The 18,432-nt window shown below is 71.4% G+C and carries 15 protein-coding genes; 6 read left to right on the top strand and 9 right to left on the bottom strand.

The window, feature by feature from the left end:
* Positions 1–202 precede the first annotated feature (202 nt).
* The 4 genes from ACFYP4_RS33700 (at position 203) to ACFYP4_RS33685 (ending at position 4,881) form a co-directional block, all read left to right on the top strand.
* Positions 203–889 (top strand): hypothetical protein, encoded by a 687-nt coding sequence (locus tag ACFYP4_RS33700; protein WP_358855670.1) that lies wholly within the window; start codon positions 203–205, stop codon positions 887–889.
* Between the two features lie 112 nt (positions 890–1,001).
* A complete protein-coding gene (locus ACFYP4_RS33695) occupies positions 1,002–1,814 on the top strand; it encodes a DsbA family protein (RefSeq protein ID WP_388790671.1) in 813 nt (270 codons plus the stop codon).
* A 78-nt stretch (positions 1,815–1,892) separates the two neighbouring features.
* The gene (locus ACFYP4_RS33690; RefSeq protein ID WP_358855668.1) at positions 1,893–3,575 is read left to right on the top strand and encodes an alkaline phosphatase D family protein; all 1,683 of its coding nucleotides are present in this window, start codon (positions 1,893–1,895) and stop codon (positions 3,573–3,575) included.
* Positions 3,576–3,894: 319 nt separating this feature from the next.
* Entirely contained in the window at positions 3,895–4,881 is a 987-nt protein-coding gene (locus tag ACFYP4_RS33685) for a zinc metalloprotease (RefSeq protein ID WP_358855667.1), read from the top strand.
* A 36-nt stretch (positions 4,882–4,917) separates the two neighbouring features.
* On the opposite strand, the gene ACFYP4_RS33680 is transcribed toward ACFYP4_RS33685, so the two are convergent.
* The gene (locus ACFYP4_RS33680) at positions 4,918–5,487 is read right to left on the bottom strand and encodes a dienelactone hydrolase family protein (RefSeq protein ID WP_358855666.1); all 570 of its coding nucleotides are present in this window, start codon (positions 5,485–5,487) and stop codon (positions 4,918–4,920) included.
* Between the two features lie 93 nt (positions 5,488–5,580).
* Here ACFYP4_RS33680 and ACFYP4_RS33675 point away from each other — a divergent pair, with 93 nt between their 5' ends.
* Positions 5,581–6,696, top strand: a complete 1,116-nt coding sequence (locus ACFYP4_RS33675; RefSeq protein ID WP_388790666.1) for a mechanosensitive ion channel family protein — start codon at positions 5,581–5,583, stop codon at positions 6,694–6,696.
* 201 nt (positions 6,697–6,897) lie between these two features.
* Here the strand turns inward: ACFYP4_RS33675 and ACFYP4_RS33670 are convergent, their stop codons facing one another.
* The 5 genes from ACFYP4_RS33670 to ACFYP4_RS33650 all read right to left on the bottom strand — a co-directional run bounded on the left by ACFYP4_RS33670 (position 6,898) and on the right by ACFYP4_RS33650 (position 12,119).
* The gene (locus ACFYP4_RS33670; RefSeq protein WP_358855664.1) at positions 6,898–8,484 is read right to left on the bottom strand and encodes a Na+/H+ antiporter; all 1,587 of its coding nucleotides are present in this window, start codon (positions 8,482–8,484) and stop codon (positions 6,898–6,900) included.
* 147 nt (positions 8,485–8,631) lie between these two features.
* Complete coding sequence (locus tag ACFYP4_RS33665; RefSeq protein ID WP_358855663.1) at positions 8,632–9,099, bottom strand: GNAT family N-acetyltransferase; 468 nt, start codon at positions 9,097–9,099, stop codon at positions 8,632–8,634.
* Positions 9,096–10,040 (bottom strand): RluA family pseudouridine synthase, encoded by a 945-nt coding sequence (locus ACFYP4_RS33660; RefSeq protein ID WP_358855662.1) that lies wholly within the window; start codon positions 10,038–10,040, stop codon positions 9,096–9,098. The genes ACFYP4_RS33665 and ACFYP4_RS33660 overlap by 4 nt, the downstream gene beginning before the upstream one ends.
* A gap of 75 nt (positions 10,041–10,115) precedes the next feature.
* Positions 10,116–10,820 carry a signal peptidase II gene (lspA, locus tag ACFYP4_RS33655; protein WP_358855661.1) on the bottom strand — a complete coding sequence of 235 codons (705 nt, stop codon included), beginning with the start codon at positions 10,818–10,820 and terminating at the stop codon, positions 10,116–10,118.
* A gap of 75 nt (positions 10,821–10,895) precedes the next feature.
* Positions 10,896–12,119 (bottom strand): TraR/DksA C4-type zinc finger protein, encoded by a 1,224-nt coding sequence (locus tag ACFYP4_RS33650; RefSeq protein ID WP_388790662.1) that lies wholly within the window; start codon positions 12,117–12,119, stop codon positions 10,896–10,898.
* Positions 12,120–12,728: 609 nt separating this feature from the next.
* On the opposite strand from ACFYP4_RS33650, the gene ileS reads away from it, so the two are divergent.
* Positions 12,729–15,875 (top strand): isoleucine--tRNA ligase, encoded by a 3,147-nt coding sequence (gene ileS / locus ACFYP4_RS33645; RefSeq protein ID WP_388790658.1) that lies wholly within the window; start codon positions 12,729–12,731, stop codon positions 15,873–15,875.
* A gap of 349 nt (positions 15,876–16,224) precedes the next feature.
* On the opposite strand, the gene ACFYP4_RS33640 is transcribed toward ileS, so the two are convergent.
* The 3 genes from ACFYP4_RS33640 to ACFYP4_RS33630 are packed head-to-tail and all read right to left on the bottom strand — an operon-like array spanning position 16,225 to position 18,422.
* Entirely contained in the window at positions 16,225–17,388 is a 1,164-nt protein-coding gene (locus ACFYP4_RS33640; RefSeq protein ID WP_358855321.1) for a DivIVA domain-containing protein, read from the bottom strand.
* A 52-nt stretch (positions 17,389–17,440) separates the two neighbouring features.
* Complete coding sequence (locus ACFYP4_RS33635; protein ID WP_121403530.1) at positions 17,441–17,731, bottom strand: YggT family protein; 291 nt, start codon at positions 17,729–17,731, stop codon at positions 17,441–17,443.
* Between the two features lie 49 nt (positions 17,732–17,780).
* Entirely contained in the window at positions 17,781–18,422 is a 642-nt protein-coding gene (locus tag ACFYP4_RS33630) for a cell division protein SepF (protein ID WP_358855320.1), read from the bottom strand.
* Positions 18,423–18,432 lie beyond the last annotated feature (10 nt).

Genomic DNA, 18,432 nt, shown 5'->3' with positions numbered 1-18,432 from the left:
CGCCCCGCGGGCCCCCACCCCCGGGGGGGGGGGGGCGCCCCCCCCGGGGGGGGGGGGCCGGCCCGCCCCCCCCCCCCCCCCGGGGGGGGCCCCCCCGGCGGGGGGGGGGGCCCGGGGCCCCGCGCCCGCCACAACGCTCGGGTGACACACAGGAACCCTTTAGGGGGCTCTTATGGCGGCCCGTGGGACACTCTCCAGCGCTATGGACATATCCGGGACCCGGCTCAGAGCCCTTCGCGCGGCTCTGTTCACGGCCGTCGTCGTGACGCTCTCGACGGCGTCGCACGTGCTGCTGTCCCGGCTTCCGCTGCCGCTGAGCACGGTGGCCGCGATCGCCGCCGCGGTCTTCACCGTCTCGTACGCGCTCGCGGGCCGCGAGCGCGGCTTCGGCCGGATCGCCGCCCTGCTGATCCCGCTGGAGCTGGCCGCCGACACGGTTTTCACCACGGGCCAGCACGTCTGTTACGGCCGGGCGGGCGGCCCGGTCGCCGGTCCGCTGCGCTCGGTCGGCCTCGACGTGCTGTGCGGCGGCACCGACGTCGGCGCCCCGCTCGCCCGCGTGACCGCGGGCCACGGCGGCTCCGCGGCGGCCCTGCTCGCGCACGCCGACCCGGGGGCCGCCTGGCTGCTGCTCGGTGCGCACGTGGGCGTCGGGCTGCTGGCCGCGGCCTGGCTGCGGCGCGGCGAGCGGGCCCTGGCTCAGCTGCTGCGCGCGGTAGGCGCCGCCACCTTCCGGCCCCTGCTGCTCGGCGTCGCCGCCGTGCGGGTACGGCTCGCTCCGGTGCGCAGGCCGCCGCGTCCGGTCCGCCGGGCCGCCGCCGCCCGGACCTCCCTGTTCGTGCACTCCCTGGGACGCCGGGGACCGCCCCGCTCCGCCGTTCCCGCCTGAGCAGGAGCCCGGCAGGAGCCCGGCGGAACCCGGGGCACCGGCCTGAGCACCAGCAGTCCCCCCGACGTATTCCGCGCACGACGTGTGCGCGTCCCCCAGGGAGATCACCACTATGAGCAAGCGGAACAGCCAGGCGTCGAAGATGGCGGCCCGTGAGCGGCTGCGCCAGGAGCGCGAGCGCGAGGCCAGGCGCGCCAAGGTCAAGCGGCAGGTCGTCGTGGCCTGCTCGGTCGTCGGTGTCCTCGCGATAGCCGGCGGCATCGGGTACACCGTGGTGCAGAACAACAAGCCCGGCTACTGGGAGGCCGCCAAGGACGACAGGCTCGTCAAGCCGGCCCACACGACCGGCGCGAAGGGCACGACCGTCGTCATCGGCAAGAGCGGTGCCGAGAAGACCCTGGAGATGTACGAGGACCCGCGCTGCCCGGTCTGCGCGAGCTTCGAGCAGGCCGTCGGCGCGACCGTCGACAAGGACGTCGAGGACGGCAAGTACAAGATCCGGTACATCGGCGCCACGTTCATCGACAACGGCTCCCCGGGCGAGGGCTCCAGGAACGCGCTCAGTGCCATGGGCGCCGCCCTGAACGTGAGCAGCGACGCCTTCCTGGAGTACAAGACCGCCCTCTACTCGGCGAAGTACCACCCCGAGGAGACGGACGACAAGTTCAAGGACGACGCGTACCTGATCAAGGTCGCCGACACCGTGGACGCCCTCAAGGACAACAAGGCGTTCCAGAAGGCGGTGAAGGACGGCACCTACGACAAGTGGGCGCTGGAGATGTCGGCCACGTTCGACAAGAGCGGTGTCTCCGCGACGCCGACGCTGAAGATGGACGGCAAGGAGGTGGTCGGCTCGGACGGCAAGACCGCGCCGATGACCGTCGCCGAGTACCGGACGGCGATCGACAAGGCGCTCAAGGCCTGACGTACCGGCAGCCAAGAGCGGGCGAACTTTCGACAGTTCGTCCGCTCTTTCGCGTACCGGTCAGTAATCTGATCGTCCGTGACCAGTCGATACAGATCCATCGAGTCGCAAGACACCACGGGCGTCGCCGAGTTGCGCGCCCCCCGCCGCCGTACGGTCGTCAAGGCCGCGGCGGCCACCGCCGTCCTCGCGGCTCCGCTCGCCGCCACGCTCCCGGCCCGGGCCGCCGCGGGGACCCCGGCATTCCTGCACGGCGTCGCCTCCGGCGACCCGCTGCCCGACGGGATCCTGCTGTGGACCCGGGTGACCCCCACGTCCGAGGCGATACCCGGTTCGGGGCTCGGCCCCGACGTCGAGGTCTCCTGGACCGTCGCCGAGGACAAGGCGTTCGGCACGGTCGTCGCCAAGGGGTCCACCACCGCCTCGGCCGCCTCCGACCACACCGTCAAGGCGGACATCCGCGGCCTGCGCCCGGCCACCGACTACTGGTTCCGCTTCTCCTGCGGCGGCACCGACTCCCCCGCCGCCCGCACCCGTACCGCCCCGGCCGCCGACGCGGGGGTGGCCGGTCTGCGCTTCGGCGTGGTCTCCTGCGCCAACTGGGAGGCGGGCTACTTCTCGCCGTACCGGCACCTGGCCGCGCGCGGCGACCTGGACGCCTGGCTGCACCTGGGCGACTACATCTACGAGTACAAGTCCGGCGAGTACGCGGCGCGCGGCACGGTCGTGCGGCCGCACGCCCCGGCGAACGAGATCCTCACCCTCGCCGACTACCGCACCCGGCACGGGCGTTACAAGACCGACCCCGATCTGCAGGCCCTGCACCACGCGGCGCCGGTCGTGGCGATCTGGGACGACCACGAGTTCGCCGACAACGCCTGGCCGGGCGGGGCGGTGAACCACACCGAGGGCGCCGAGGGCGCCTGGTCCGCCCGCCAGCAGGCCGCGAAGCAGGCGTACTTCGAGTGGATGCCGGTCCGTCCGGCGATCGAGGGCACCACCTACCGCCGGCTGCGCTTCGGCAAGCTGGCCGACCTCTCGCTGCTCGACCTGCGCAGCTTCCGCTCGCAGCAGGCGTCCTCGGGCAGCGGCGCGGTGGACGACCCGGACCGTACGCTGACCGGCCGGGCGCAACTGGACTGGCTCAAGGCGGGCCTGCGGGCCTCGGACGCCACCTGGCGGCTGGTCGGCAACTCCGTGATGATCTCGCCGTTCGCGGTGGGCTCCCTCCCGGCCGACCTGCTCAAGCCGCTCGCCAAGCTGCTCGGGCTGCCGCAGGAGGGGATCGCCCTCAACACCGACCAGTGGGACGGCTACACGGACGACCGCCGGGAACTGCTCGCCCACCTGCGCGCCAACGCGATCCGCAACACCGTCTTCCTGACCGGCGACATCCACATGGCGTGGGCCAACGACGTGCCGGTCGACGCCGGCACGTATCCGCTGTCGCCCTCGGCCGCCACGGAGTTCGTCGTCACCTCGGTCACGTCCGACAACCTCGACGACATCGTCAAGGTGCCCGAGGGCACCGTGTCGACGGTGGCCTCGCCGCTGATCCGCGCCGCCAACCGGCATGTCCACTGGGTCGACACGGACCGCCACGGCTACGGCGTCCTGGACATCACCGCGGACCGCGCGCAGATGGACTACTACGTGCTCTCCGACCGCAGGGACCCGGACGCGACCTCGTCCTGGGCCCGTTCGTACCGCACCCGCAGCGGTACGCAGAAGGTCGAGCGGGTGTACGCGCCCGTGCGTTAGCCCGGCAGCACCTGCGGACCGGGGGCGATTTTCGGCCACCGACACTTCACCCCCGGTCTGTTAACGGAAGATCACGCCACTACGGCGGGTGGCGCCACGCCCGGTCCGAATCCGGACACACCACCCGCCGTGGTCACCGCGCTCGTTACGCCGTGGTCTCAAACTCGGCGCCCGGGACCGAATTTCTTCTCCCAATTGCCCGTGTTCGCCTGACGTTTGATTGGGCCGGAACGTTTCTCTTCAAGATTCATCATGTCCACGTAATCTCCCGGCGGCGGCCAAAAAAAGGCCCTCCCCACCGCATCCGCTAGGAGTCAGCATGCGTGCGCTTGCCCGAATATCCCCCCTTGTGCGCAGACGCCTTCTCGGCACGGCCGTCATGGCCGGAACGCTCATGCTCGCTCCCCTCTCCGCGCCCACCGGCGTCGCGGCGGCCACGGCTCCGGCCACCGACTGCGCCGACGGGGCGAGCTCCGTCGCCCGGGAGGCCCGCCCCAAGGCCGGTCAGCACGCGGCCGAGCCCAACGAGCTCACCCAGGCCAAGGCCCAGGCGATGGACGCCGACCTGCACAAGAAGCTCGACAAGCTGCGCGCGAGCGGCGGGCGGCTGTCCGCCGCGGCCGCCACGGCCACCATCCCGGTGTACTTCCACGTCATCCACGACGGCGCCACCGGCCAGCTCAGCTCGGCCCAGATCAGCAGCCAGCTGAACGTGCTGAACGCGGCCTACGCGGGCCAGGGCACCGGCAACACCGACTCGGGTTACCAGTTCACACTGGCCGGCACCGACTACACGAACAACGCGGCCTGGTACAACCTCAGTTCGGGCTCGACGGCGGAGAAGGCCATGAAGACCGCCCTCCGCAAGGGCGGCGCGAACGCCCTCAACATCTACACCGCCAACCTCGGCGGCGGGCTGCTCGGCTGGGCCACCTTCCCGAGCAGCTACAAGTCCAGCCCCACCATGGACGGCGTGGTCGTCCTCGACACCTCACTGCCCGGCGGCTCGGCCACGCACTACGACGAGGGCGACACCGCCACGCACGAGGTCGGCCACTGGATGGGGCTCTACCACACCTTCCAGGGCGGCTGCAACGGCAACGGCGACTACGTCACCGACACCCCGGCCGAGAAGAGCGCCGCCTACGAGTGCCCGACCGGGCGTGACACCTGCACCAGCAAGTCGGGCGTCGACCCGATCCACAACTTCATGGACTACACGTACGACGCCTGCATGTACCAGTTCACCTCGGGCCAGGTGACGCGCATGCAGCAGAGCTGGGCCGCCTACCGGGCCGCCGGCTGAGCCCCGCGGGGAGTGTCCGAGATCACTCCCCGGCCCTCAGAGCGAGTCGAGGAAGCCGAGTGCCACCTTCCAGGTGGCCTCGGCCGCCTCCGCGTCGTAATCCGGCAGGCCGGGGTCCGTGTAGAGGTGCCCGGCACCGGCGTACCGGTAGATCTCCACGTCGGCGCCGACGCGCTGCATCCGCAGGTACCACGCGCTCAGCCAGTCGTCCGTCTCGAACGCGTCGGGCTCCGCGACGTGCAGCTGGACCGGCAGCTCGTCCACCGAGGCGCTCTCCGCGATGTCGGAGGTGCCGTGCAGGAGCAGCAGCCCGCGGGCCTTGTCGTCGCCGAGGGCCAGGGTCTGCGCGACGGAGGCACCGAACGAGAAACCCGCGTACACCAGCCCCCGCTCCGAATAGGGGGCGGCCGCCAGGATCGCCCGCTTCAGCAGTTCGTCCTTGCCGATCTCGTCCTTGAAGGCCATGCCCTCCTCGACGGTCTCGAAGGTGCGCCCCTCGAAGAGATCGGGCGTCCACACCTCGTGTCCCGCCGCACGCAGCCGCTCCGCCGCCGCACGCACCGCGGGGCGCGGCCCGTAGGCCGAGTGAAAGAGCATGATGTTCATGAGGCCATCGTGCCAGCCCGCACCGACAGTGACGGCCGGGGGCGTACCCGAGATCACAGGTTCAGGTCGCCTCAGCCGGTTAGGCGCGCAGGCATGGAGAACGTACTGCGTCCGCTGATCATCGTCGGCGGCTCGGTCGTCCTCACTCTGGTCGCCGGCTGGGCCGTCGACCAGTTGTTGCGACGCACCGACGCCCGGCACCACGAAACCCCGATGTGGGGACTGCTGCGCCGCGGCCGGGTCCCCTTCCAGCTCGTCCTGTGCGCGGCCCTGCTCAGAGGGGCGTACGACCAGGTCGAGCTGTTCCGGGACCACCGGGTCGTCATCGGCCGCGCCCTGACCCTGGTCCTCATCGGCTCGGCCGCCTGGCTGGTGGTGCGCATCGCGGCGGCGATCGTCGAGACCTCGTACACCCGCTACGCGAACGCCCACCGCGATCCCGCCCGGGTCCGCCGGGTGCGCACCCAGGTGTCCCTGATCCAGCGCGTGGTCACCGCGATCGTCGGGGTGATGGCGGCCGGTGCGATGCTGCTCACCTTCCCGGCGATGCGGGCGGCCGGCGCCTCCCTGCTGGCCTCGGCCGGAATCCTCGGCATCGTCGCCGGTGTAGCCGCCCAGTCCACCCTGAGCAACCTCTTCGCGGGTCTGCAGATCGCCTTCGGCGACATGGTCCGGCTCGGCGACACGGTCGTGGTGGACGGCGAGTGGGGCGTGATCGACGAGATCACGCTCACGTTCCTGACGGTACGGACCTGGGACGAGCGCCGGATCACGATGCCCGTGTCGTATTTCACCTCGAAGCCCTTCGAGAACTGGTCGCGCGGCAGCGCCCAGATGACCGGCATCGTCTTCTTCCACCTCGACCACACCGCCCCCGTGTCCCAGATGCGCGACAAGCTCCGCGACATCCTCCGGGAGTGCCCCGCCTGGGACGGCCGCGACTGGGGTCTCGCCGTCACCGACACGACCCCCAGCACCATCCAGGTCCGCGCCCTCGCGACCGCGAAGGACGCGGACGACATATGGACGGTGCGGGTCACGGTGCGCGAGCAGATGATCCGCTGGCTGGCCGCCGAGCACCCCTACGCGCTGCCCCGCGTCAACACGGCCGACGCGGTGCTGCTGCCGTCGGGCAGGAGGAACGGGCGGTCGCCCTTCGAGGGGGCACCCCGGCGGATCCACGAGACACCGCGGACCGGCCGCGGCTGACCCCCCAGCGGCGGCACTCAGCTGCTCCCGACGGCGGGGCCCGGTGACCACAGCTCGACCCCGTGGCCGCCGGGCCCCGTTCCACGTCGCCCGCCGGTGGACCGGGCGCACACGGCGACACCCCCGCTCACCGCGGGCCGCGCACGTCCGGTGCCGCGACATGCCAACCACAGGCCGTGCCCGTCCACAGCCGCGTCCCGCTCACCGCAGGCTGCGCACGTCCAGATGGCGCAGCACCCGGTCCACGATCTCCGGGTCGGCCCCCGGCTCACTGCGCGCGGACAGCACCTCGTGCCGCGCCGCGCTCATCATCTCCGCCTGGATCCGGCGCACCTTCTTGATCCGCCGGGCCCGCTGGGCGTGCGCCTCGCGCCGCTCGTCGTCGCCCAGTTCGGGACTGATCCGCAGCCCGATGTCGAAGGCCCGGCGCAGCAACTGCTCGGACAGGTCCTCCGGCAGCTCCTCCACCTCCTCGATCTCCTTGAGCCTGCGCTTCGCGGCCTTGGCCGCGCGGATCGCCAGCCCCTTCTCGAACTCCTTCTCGCTGTCGGTGTCGGGGCGCACCCCGAGCTTCCTGACCAGGAACGGCAGGGTGAGCCCCTGGAGCACGAGCGTGGCCATGATGACCCCGAAGGCGATGAAGATGATCTCGTCCCGGTTGGGGAAAGGCGAGCCGTCGTCCATCTTCAGCGGGATCGCCAGCGCCAGGGCGACCGAGGCCACCCCGCGCATCCCCGACCACCACATCACCACGGTCTCGCGCCAGGAGGTCGGGATGTCCTCGTCGTAGTCCCGCTTCGCGTGCAACCGCTTGGTCAGCCAGGTCGCCGGCAGCAGCCAGAACAGCCGGACGAGGACGACGACGACCACGACGGCCGCGGCCCAGCCCAGCATCTCGCCCCAGCGCCCCTCGGCGGTGCGGACGGCGTTGTGCAGCTCCAGCCCGATGAGGCCGAACGCGACACCGGTGACCAGCGTGTCCACCACGTCCCAGACGGTGTGCCCGGCCAGCCGGGCCATCACGTCGTCGGCGTCGGTGGAGTACTCGGCGAGGAACAGCGCGGTCGTCAGCACGGCGAGCACCCCGGACCCGTGCAGCTCCTCGGCCAGGACGTAGGAGGCGTACGGCACCAGCAGCGTCAGGCCGATCTGCAGGGTGGGGTCGCCCAGCAGGTCCATCAGCTTGTTGGCGCCCCAGCCGAGCGCCACTCCGACGACGAGGGCGACCACCGCGGACAGCACCAGGTCGAGGGCGGCGCCCGGCAGGGAGAACGTTCCGCTGACGGCGGCGGCGATCGCGACGTGGTACAGCACGATGGCCGTCACGTCGTTGAACAGGCCCTCGCCCTCCAGTATCGACACCAGCCTGCGGGGCAGGCCCAGCTGTCCCGCGACCGCGGTCGCCGCCACCGGGTCGGGCGGGGCGACCAGGGCGCCGAGCGCGACGGCGGCGGCGATCGGCAGCCCGGGCACGATGGCGCCCGCGACCACGGCCACCACCACGGTCGTGACGAACACCAGCGCCACGGCCAGCAGGAAGATCGGCCGCTTGTTGGCGGCGAACTGTCTCCACGAGGTGCGCCGCACCGCGGCGTAGAGCAGCGGCGGCAGCAGCGCGGGCAGGATCAGGTCGGGCGGGATGTCCACGTTCGGGACGAAGTCGAGCAGCGCCAGCACGATCCCGAGGAGCGTCATCAGGATCGGCGCGGGCAGCCCGAACCGTTCGCCGACCGGGACGCTCACCACGGCCCCGAGCAGCAGCACGAACAACAGGGCCAACTGATCCACGGTTCTCAGCGCTCCGACGGTCTAGACGATCAAGAACGGCCAGACGTCCAGCGTGCCACGTGCCGAATCCTCACGCCGCGACGGCAGGGGTCCGGAAGGGTCACGCCGTAGGCCACCGCTCCGCCCCGGGAACGCAGTCGGCCACCGCTACAGGGAGCGCCGCATCGACCGGTGCGGAATCCCGGCGTCCTGGAACTCGGGCCCGTACGCGACGTAGCCGAGCCGCTCGTAGAAGCCCAGCGCGTGGGTCTGCGCGTGCAGGTCCACCGCGGTCAGTCCACGCGCGCGTGCCGCGTCCTCGATGGCACGCACCAGCGCCGCTCCGACGCCGAGGCCGCGTGCCTCCCGCGTCACCGCGAGCCGCCCCAGGGAGCCGACACCCGCGTCGCCGCCCGTCTTGGCGGCGGCCGCCGCGCCGTGCAGGAGCCGGCCGGTGCCGAGCGGCACGCCGTCGTCGCGGACCGCCAGGACGTGCAGCGCACCGGCGTCGTACGCGTCGTACTCGATGTCCTGGGGGACCCGCTGCTCGACGACGAAGACCTCCTTGCGGACCGCGAAGCACGCTTCACGGTCGGCGGCGTCCTCCGCGACACGCACCACGTAGGCGGCGGTCATGCGTAGCTTTCCTCCCGCACCTTGTCCAGCGCCTGCTGGAGGTCCTGCGGGTACTCGCTCCCGAACTCCACCCACTGCCCGTCACCGGGGTGCTCGAAGCCGAGCCGCACGGCGTGCAGCCACTGCCGGGTGAGGCCCAGCCGCTTGGCGAGCGTCGGGTCGGCGCCGTAGGTCAGGTCGCCGACGCAGGGGTGGCGGTGGGCGGCCATGTGGACGCGGATCTGGTGGGTGCGGCCGGTCTCCAGCTTGACGTCGAGCAGCGACGCCGCCCGGAACGCCTCGACCAGGTCGTAGTGCGTGACGGAGTCCTTGCCCTCGGCGGTCACCGCCCACTTGTAGTCGTGGTTGGGGTGCCGGCCGATGGGGGCGTCGATGGTGCCGCTCGTCGGGTCCGGGTGTCCCTGGACCAGCGTGTGGTAGCGCTTGTCGACCGTGCGCTCCTTGAACTGGCGCTTGAGCGACGTGTACGCGTACTCCGACTTGGCGACGACCATCAGGCCCGACGTGCCCACGTCGAGGCGGTGCACGATGCCCTGGCGCTCGGCGGCACCCGAGGTCGAGATGCGGTACCCGGCGGCGGCGAGCCCGCCGATCACGGTCGGCCCCGACCAGCCGGGACTGGGGTGGGCGGCCACACCGACGGGCTTGACGATCACGAGCACGTCGTCGTCGTCGTGCACGATCTCCATGCCCTCGACGGGCTCGGCGACCACCTGCACGGGGGCGGGTGCCTGGGGCATCTCCACCTCGAGCCAGGCGCCGCCGTGCACCCGTTCGGACTTGCCGACCACCGTGCCGTCGACCAGCACCTTGCCTGCCGCGGCCAGCTCGGCCGCCTTGGTACGGGAGAAGCCGAACATGCGGGAGATGGCGGCGTCGACGCGCTCGCCCTCCAGGCCGTCCGGCACGGGCAGGGTACGGATCTCGGGAATCGTGCTCACCCGTCGAGTATGCCGGACGGGTCCGGCACCGCCTGACCAGAACCCGAACGCCAGTGCCCGTGGAGGGGAGCGCCGTCAGTCCTTGTGGACGGTCCCGTCGGGGTCGAGCCCGCGGAAGGACAGCAGCACGATCAGGATGCCGCCGCAGACGATCGCCGAGTCGGCGAGGTTGAAGACCGCGAAGTGCTTCGGCGCGATGAAGTCGACGACCGCACCCTCGAAGACGCCGGGCGCCCGGAAGATCCGGTCGGTCAGGTTGCCCAGCGCGCCGCCCAGCAGCAGGCCGAGCGCGATCGCCCACGGCACGCTGTAGAGCTTGCGCGCGAGCCGGGCGATGACCACGATCACGGCCGCCGCGATCACGGTGAAGATGATGGTGAAGGCCTCACCGAAGCCGAAGGCCGCGCCCGCGTTGCGGATCGCCTCGAACTTGAGCCAGTCCCCGACGACCTCGATCGGCGCGTGGTGCTCCAGCTTCGCGACGACCAGCATCTTGCTGACGAGGTCGAGGGCGTACGCCAGCGCGGCCACGGTGAACAGGACCGCGATCCGGCGCCTGCCCCCGGGCCGCGCGGGCCCGTCCGCCGCCCCGTCCGGGGCGCTCTCGCCCGCGCCCTCGGCCGGCGCCGCGGAGCCCGCGCCGGACCGGTCGGCCGGGACCCGCGCCCCGTCGGAGCCGGACCGCTCCCCCGGCGCCGCGTGCCCCTCGGACCGCTCCGGCTCGGCCCCCGACGCGCTGGGGGTTTCCGGCGTACCGATGATGCGCTCCGCCTCTGCCACGTGAGTCCCTCAACCTAGGTGCCTGACTGAGGAGAGAGTACGGCACGTGCCTGCCCGGACACGTGCTCAGGACGGTCAGTAACGGCGCTCCTGCTTCTGCTTGCACTCGACGCACAGAGTGGCCCGCGGGAAGGCCTGCATCCGCGCCTTGCCGATGGCGTTGCCGCAGTTCTCGCACAGCCCGTAGGTGCCCGCTTCGAGACGGCTGAGGGCGCGCTCGGTCTGGTCGAGCATCTCGCGCGCGTTGGCCGCGAGGGACATCTCGTGCTCACGGGTGATGTTCTTGGTGCCGGTGTCGGCCTCGTCGTCACCGGCCCCGTCGCCGGAGTCCCGCATCAGGCCGACCAGGGCCTCCTCGGAGGCCGTGATCTCCGCGCTCAGCCGCGCCGACTCGGACGCCAGCCCGGCGCGCGCCTCCTCGACCTCCTCCGGGGTCCAGGGGTCCTCGCCGGGGCGCACCGCGAGTTCGCCGGGATCCGCCCCGGCGATCCGCGCCTTGGGGAGCGCGCTGGGGTTCTTCGCCGCCGTGGCCGTGCCGGCCGTCTTCTTCGCAACCACCGTCGTGGCTCCCGTCTTCTTCGCGGCCTCCGCCGCGCCCTCGGCCGCGGACGCGACCGCCTTGTCGGCCCTGCTGGTGCTCCTGGGGGCCGCACTCCTCGCACCGGCCCTCCGGGTGGTGCCGTTCTCCTCGTCGCCCTGCGCCGCGGCGCCCTCCGCCCGGCCCGGCGCGTCCGGTACCGCCTTTCGTGCCGAGGCCTTCTTCCCGCCGGCGGTGGATGCCCTCTTCGCGGGAGCCCTCTTCACCGGCGTCTTCGCCGGCCCCTTCACCGACGCAGGCTCCGCCGTCGCCCGCGCGGGTGTCCCGTCCGCCCCGGCCGGTGCCGCCTCCGTGCCCTTGCCCGAGGCGGCCGTCCTCCGGCCCGTGGTCTTCCCGGCCGCCGCCTCCTCGGCGGCCGTGGCCTTCTTGGCGGCCTTCTTCGCGGAGGAAGCTTTCGCCGAGGAGGCCTTCGCCGGGGAAGCCTTCCTCGCGGCCGCCTTCGCGGGGGCCGCCACCACCTCCGAGGCGGTCGCCCGCCTGGCGGCGGTCTCCGTGGCGACCGCCTTCGCGGCGGACGTCTTCGATGCGGACCCCTTGGATGCCGTCGTCGTCGACGCGGACGTCTTCGTGGCGGCGGCCTTCCCCGCGGCGCGCGCCGCGGGTGCCTCCTGTGCGTGCTTCCGGCCCCCCACGTCCTTGGCCGCCGGACCCGTGGATCTGCCGGACGCCGACTGCTGTACGGCGGTCTTCTTCGCCACCATGGCCGCGGCCCCTTCACATATTGTGATCTTGCTCGCGAATCGTGCTGGGACGATAAATCGACTTCAGGCCCGCGGCAACGGGGCACGCCCGCGATTCGCCCGCCCCACGGATGCCGTGCGGCGAGCCTGCAAGCGTTGTGCCCAGCTCCCCGCCGGGTAATCCGCCGATCCCGGCGTCCCGGGATCCGGACCCGGGCGCCGCGCCATTCGGGTCAGCCCGCGGCCCGGAGCGGCCCCGCGCGGCACCGGCCGCGACCCCGCAAAAGCGGTCGGCCGCTGTCCCCGCGGCGCCGTACACTGGGCGGAGCGAAAAGCGTGGATGGGGACGAGTAGCGGCGTAGGCGGCCAGGAGCGACCCGGGGACGGTGGAAGCCCGGGGGCCAGCGCGACGTGAAGATCACCCCGGAGCCGCCGGAAGAACACCCCGCACGGGGCCAGTAGAGCCGGCATCGCGACCCCAATGAGGGGGCTCACCGGTGCACACCGCGCACCGGAGGGCCAAGGAGGGTGGTACCGCGGGAGCGCGCCGCACACGGCGTCCGTAGCTACGGCAACAGAGCTCTCGTCCCTCCGACGGAAGGCAGAAAGTCCGTTGGAGGAAGCTCGCTGATGACAGCGCCGACGTACCGCCAGGTGCCCGCCCAGGTCGACCTGCCCGCCCTCGAGCACGCCGTGCTCGACTTCTGGCGCGAGCAGAAGATCTTCACCAAGAGCCTCGAGCAGTCCGAGGGCCGACCCGAGTGGGTGTTCTACGAGGGCCCGCCCACCGCCAACGGCATGCCCGGCGCCCACCACATCGAGGCGCGCGTCTTCAAGGACGTGTTCCCGCGCTTTCGCACCATGCGCGGCTACCACGTGGCCCGCAAGGCCGGCTGGGACTGCCACGGCCTGCCGGTCGAGATCGCGGTGGAGAAGGAGCTCGGGTTCAACGGCAAGAAGGACATCGAGGCGTACGGCATCGCCGAGTTCAACGCCAAGTGCCGTGAGTCCGTGACGCGCCACACCGACGCCTTCACCGAGCTCACGAACCGCATGGGCTACTGGGTCGACCTCGACGACGCGTACCGCACGATGGACCCCGAGTACGTGGACTCCGTCTGGTGGTCGCTGAAGGAGATCTTCAACAAGGGCCTCCTGGTCCAGGACTACCGCGTCGCCCCGTGGTGCCCGCGCGACGAGACGGGTCTGTCGGACCACGAGCTGGCGCAGGGCTACGAGACGATCGTCGACCCGTCGGTGTACGTCCGTTTCCCGCTCACCTCCGGTCCGCTCGCCGGCGACGCCGCCCTCCTCGTCTGGACGACGACTCCCTGGACGCTGGTCTCCAACACCGCGGTCGCCGCCCACCCCGGCGTGACGTACGTCGTCGCGACGAACGGCGAGGAGCGGCTCGTCGTCGCCGAGCCGCTCGTCGAGAAGGCGCTCGGCGAGGGCTGGGAGACCACCGGGGAGACCTTCACCGGCGCCGAGATGGAGCGCTGGACCTATCGACGTCCGTTCGAGCTCGTCGAGTTCCCGGAGCCGGCCCACTACGTGGTCAACGCCGAGTACGTGACCACCGAGGACGGTACGGGTCTGGTCCACCAGTCCCCCGCCTTCGGTGAGGACGACCTCAAGGTCTGCCGCGCCTACGGCCTGCCCGTCGTGAACCCCGTCCGGCGGGACGGCACCTTCGAGGAGGACGTGCCGCTCGTGGGCGGCGTCTTCTTCAAGAAGGCGGACGAAAAGCTCACCGAGGACCTCCAGCAGCGCGGTCTGCTCTTCAAGCACATCCCGTACGAGCACAGCTACCCGCACTGCTGGCGCTGCCACACCGCGCTCCTGTACTACGCACAGCCGTCCTGGTACATCCGCACCACGGCCGTCAAGGACCGTCTCCTCCAGGAGAACGAGAAGATCAACTGGTTCCCCGACTCGGTCAAGCACGGCCGCTTCGGCGACTGGCTGAACAACAACATCGACTGGGCGCTCTCCCGCAGCCGCTACTGGGGCACCCCGCTGCCGCTGTGGACCTGCGAGGAGGGCCACCTCACGTGCGTCGGCTCCCGCGCGGAGCTCTCCGAACTGACGGGCACGGACCAGTCAGGCCTGGACCCCCACCGCCCGTACATCGACGCGGTCACCTTCGCGTGCCCCGAGGACGGCTGCGGCCGGACGGCGACCCGCGTCCCGGAGGTCATCGACGCCTGGTACGACTCGGGTTCGATGCCGTTCGCGCAGTGGGGCTACCCCTTCAAGAACAAGGAGGTGTTCGAGAGCCGCTACCCGGCGCAGTTCATCTCGGAGGCCATCGACCAGACCCGCGGCTGGTTCTACACGCTGATGGCGGTCGGCACGCTCGTCTTCGACAAGTCCAGCTACGAGAACGTGGTGTGCCTCGGCCACATCCTCGCCGAGGACGGCCGCAAGATGTCCAAGCACCTGGGCAACATCCTGCAGCCGATCCCGCTGATGGACCAGCACGGAGCCGACGCGGTGCGGTGGTTCATGGCGGCCGGCGGCTCCCCGTGGGCGGCCCGCCGGGTGGGCCACGGCACGATCCAGGAGGTCGTCCGCAAGACCCTCCTCACGTACTGGAACACGGTCGCGTTCCAGGCCCTGTACGCCCGCACCTCCGGCTGGGCACCGAGCGGGGCCGATCCGGCCCCGGCCGAGCGCCCGGTCCTCGACCGCTGGCTGCTGTCCGAACTGCACGCGCTCACCGACCAGGTGACGCAGGCCCTGGAGTCGTACGACACCCAGCGCGCCGGGAAGCTCCTGTCGGCGTTCGTCGACGATCTGTCCAACTGGTACGTGCGCCGCTCCCGTCGCCGCTTCTGGCAGGGCGACAAGGCGGCCCTGCGCACCCTGCACGAGGTCATCGAGACCGTCACGCGCCTGATGGCCCCGCTCACCCCGTTCATCACCGAGCGGGTCTGGCAGGACCTGGTCGTCCCGGTCGCCCCGGACGCCCCGGAGTCGGTGCACCTCTCGTCCTGGCCCGAGGCGGACCTGTCCGCCATCGACCCGGAGCTGTCGAAGCAGATGGTCCTCGTCCGCCGCCTGGTGGAACTGGGCCGTGCCACGCGCGCGGAGTCCGGCGTCAAGACCCGTCAGCCGCTGTCCCGCGCGCTGGTCGCCGCGACCGGCTTCGCGTCCCTCGACCCGGAACTGCACGCGCAGATCACGGAGGAGCTGAACGTCAGCTCGCTCGCCTCCCTCTCCGAGGTGGGCGGCTCGCTGGTCGACACGACGGCCAAGGCGAACTTCCGCGCCCTGGGCAAGCGCTTCGGCAAGGGCGTCCAGGCGGTCGCGAAGGCCGTCGCGAACGCCGACGCGGCCGCCCTGTCCCTCGCCCTGCGCGAGGGCACGGCCTCGGTCGAGGTCGACGGCGAGACGGTCACCCTGGCCCCCGACGAGGTGATCATCACAGAGACCCCGCGCGAGGGCTGGTCCGTCGCCTCCGACTCGGGCGCGACGGTCGCCCTCGACCTGGAGATCACCGAGGAACTCCGCCGCGCGGGCCTCGCCCGTGACGCGATCCGCCTGATCCAGGAGGCCCGCAAGAACAGCGGCCTCGACGTGGCCGACCGCATCGCCCTGCGCTGGACCGCCACCGACCCGGCCGTCATCGCCGCCCTGTCCGAGCACTCCGCCCTCATCGCGGACGAGGTCCTCGCCACGGACTTCGCCCAGGCCGAACCCGACGACACCTACGGCCCGGCCTTCACGGACGAGCCCCTGTCCCTGACCTTCCACCTCCGCAAGGCCACCTGAAGCCCGCCCGGCACCGGAGACAGCCCGGGGCGCAGGTGATCCAGCCCGTCCGGCGTTTGAGGACGAGCGCGCAGCGCGACAAGGGGGGTCCGGGGGCATAGCCCCCGGGAACGGGACGGGAAGGGGCGGAGGGGGCGAAGAAACCCCCACGCCCACCCCCGCACCGGGCACGGAGAAAGGCCCGGTGCCACCGCATCCACAGTGGCACCGGGCCTTCGCCGTCCCTGCCCCGCCCCGCCCCGCAAGCACGAAAGAGGCAGCCGCACGGCACGACAAAAGGGCGGGGCCCCCGGAATCACCCGGGGGCCCCGCCCTGACGCTGCCGACGCCTAAGGCGTACGGAAGGCCGTCAGTTGTCGTCCTCGTCGATCAGGAAGCCACGCATCGGCGAGGGAGCCTGCTGCATCGGCGACGGCCCCTGCGGCCGCACCGGCGCCATCGGCTGCGTCATGGCCGGGGACATCTGCTGCTGACCGCCGTAGGAAGGACCGGCCTGCGACTGGTTGCCACCCATGCCCTGGTTGCCGTAGCCCGGAGCGCTCGCACCGGCCGGCGCCATGGAGGGCGCGGACGACGACGGCAGCGACGCGGCCGCCGGCGTACGCGGCGGAGCCAGCGAGTCGTCGGCCTGGGTCTCCAGCTGACGCAGCTGCGACTCCAGGTACGACTTCAGACGCGTGCGGTACTCGCGCTCGAAGCCGCGCAGGTCCTCGACCTTGCGCTCCAGCGTGGCGCGAGCGGACTCCAGGGAGCCCATCGCCACGCGGTGCTTCTCCTGCGCGTCCCGCTCCAGCGCGTCGGCCTTGGCACGGGCGTCACGCTCGAGACCCTCGGCTCGGCTGCGGGCCTCGCCGACGATCTTGTTGGCCTCGGAGCGGGCCTCGGCGATCGCCTGGTCGGCGGTCTGCTGGGCCAGCGAGAGCACACGGGCGGCGCTGTCGCCGCCGGGGCCCTGACCGGGCTGCTGCATCTGCGGGCCGTGATTGCCCATGGGACCGCCCATCGGGCCGCCCATGTGCTGCTGCATCTGGCCCTGCATCTGGCCCTGCATCGGACCGGGACCCTGGCCCATCGGACCCTGGCCCATCGGACCGGGACCCTGCGGACCGCCCTGGCCACTGGGGCCGGCGGGCAACTGCGGCGCACCGCTCGGCAGCTGGGGCGGACCACCCATGGGGCCACCCATCTGCTGCTGCGGCGGGCCCGATATGCCGGCGGGCACGGGAGCACCCGGACCGCGCATCCCCTGCGGCGGACCCTGCTGCTGATGCTGCTGGTGCTGCTGCTGGTCCTGCTGCTCGGGCGGCTTGCGCATGCCCTGCTGCTGGTTCTGCGCAGCCGCGCGCGTGGCCGCCGCCAGTTTGGCGCGCAGGTCCTCGTTCTCGCGGAGCAAGCGCGTCAGTTCGGCTTCGACCTCGTCGAGGAAGGCATCGACCTCGTCCTCGTCATAGCCTTCTCGGAGGCGGACGGTCGTGAACTGCTTGTTCCGCACGTCCTCGGGGGTCAACGGCATCTCTTCACCTCAACGTAGTCATCGGCAGTCGGCAAGACCGTATCGTCCACAGTCACCTCGCGAGATTGCCCACGAGAGTGATCAGGATGTAGACGATGATCATCAGTACGAAGAAGGACAGGTCAAGTGCCACGCCCCCGAGACGCAGTGGCGGAATGAACCGCCTCAGCAGCTTGAGCGGTGGATCGGTGACAGTGTAGGTGGCCTCCAGAACGACCACCATCGCCTTGCCGGGTTGCCATGAGCGGGCGAACTGGAAGACGTAGTCCATGACCAGCCGGAAGATCAGCACGATGAGGAAGCACATCAGCGCGACGTAGAGAATCTCCAAAACCACGCCCATGATCCGTGCGTCCCTCTCCCCTGTTCCGTGCCGTGTCCGGTCCTGCGTCTCAGCTCTGGTTGAAGAACCCGCCCTCTGCGATGCGGGCCTTGTCCTCCGCCGTGACATCGACGTTAGCAGGCGACAACAGGAACACCTTCTGCGTCACCCGCTCGATGCTGCCGTGAAGACCAAACACCAAACCGGCCGCAAAGTCGACAAGTCGCTTCGCGTCCGTGTCATCCATCTCGGTCAGATTCATGATCACCGGGGTGCCCTCACGGAAGTGTTCCCCGATGGTACGGGCCTCGTTGTAGGTCCGCGGGTGCAGCGTGGTGATCCGGTACGGCTCCCGCTCGGACACGACCTTGGGCATGATCACCGGTGCGTTCTTCTCCATGTTCTGTCGTTCTTGTGTGATGGACGCCACGGGGGCGATTCGTGCGGGACGCCCGGATTCCGCGGCGAGCGAAGCGGAATGCGGCACGGGGTCGCGCTGCACCGGTGGCTGCACCACTCGCACCGGTTCGTCCCTTTGCGGCTGATGTGCCTGGTGCGACTGGTGAGACGGCTCGTGCCGCCTGCGGTCCCGCTCGGGCTCCGGGTCGAGCTCGGGCTCGAAGTCGTCGTCGGGGTCGAATCCCCTGCCGTCGTACCCATCGTCCTCCACGAGGCCGAGGTAGACCGCCATCTTGCGCATCGCGCCGGCCATGCTCTGAGTC

Origin of the sequence: Streptomyces sp. NPDC005551, assembly GCF_042871785.1 — a bacterium.
Lineage (GTDB): Bacteria > Actinomycetota > Actinomycetes > Streptomycetales > Streptomycetaceae > Streptomyces.
Note: the sequence above shows the minus strand (reverse complement) of the source record. Positions and strands in the feature narration are given on the sequence as shown.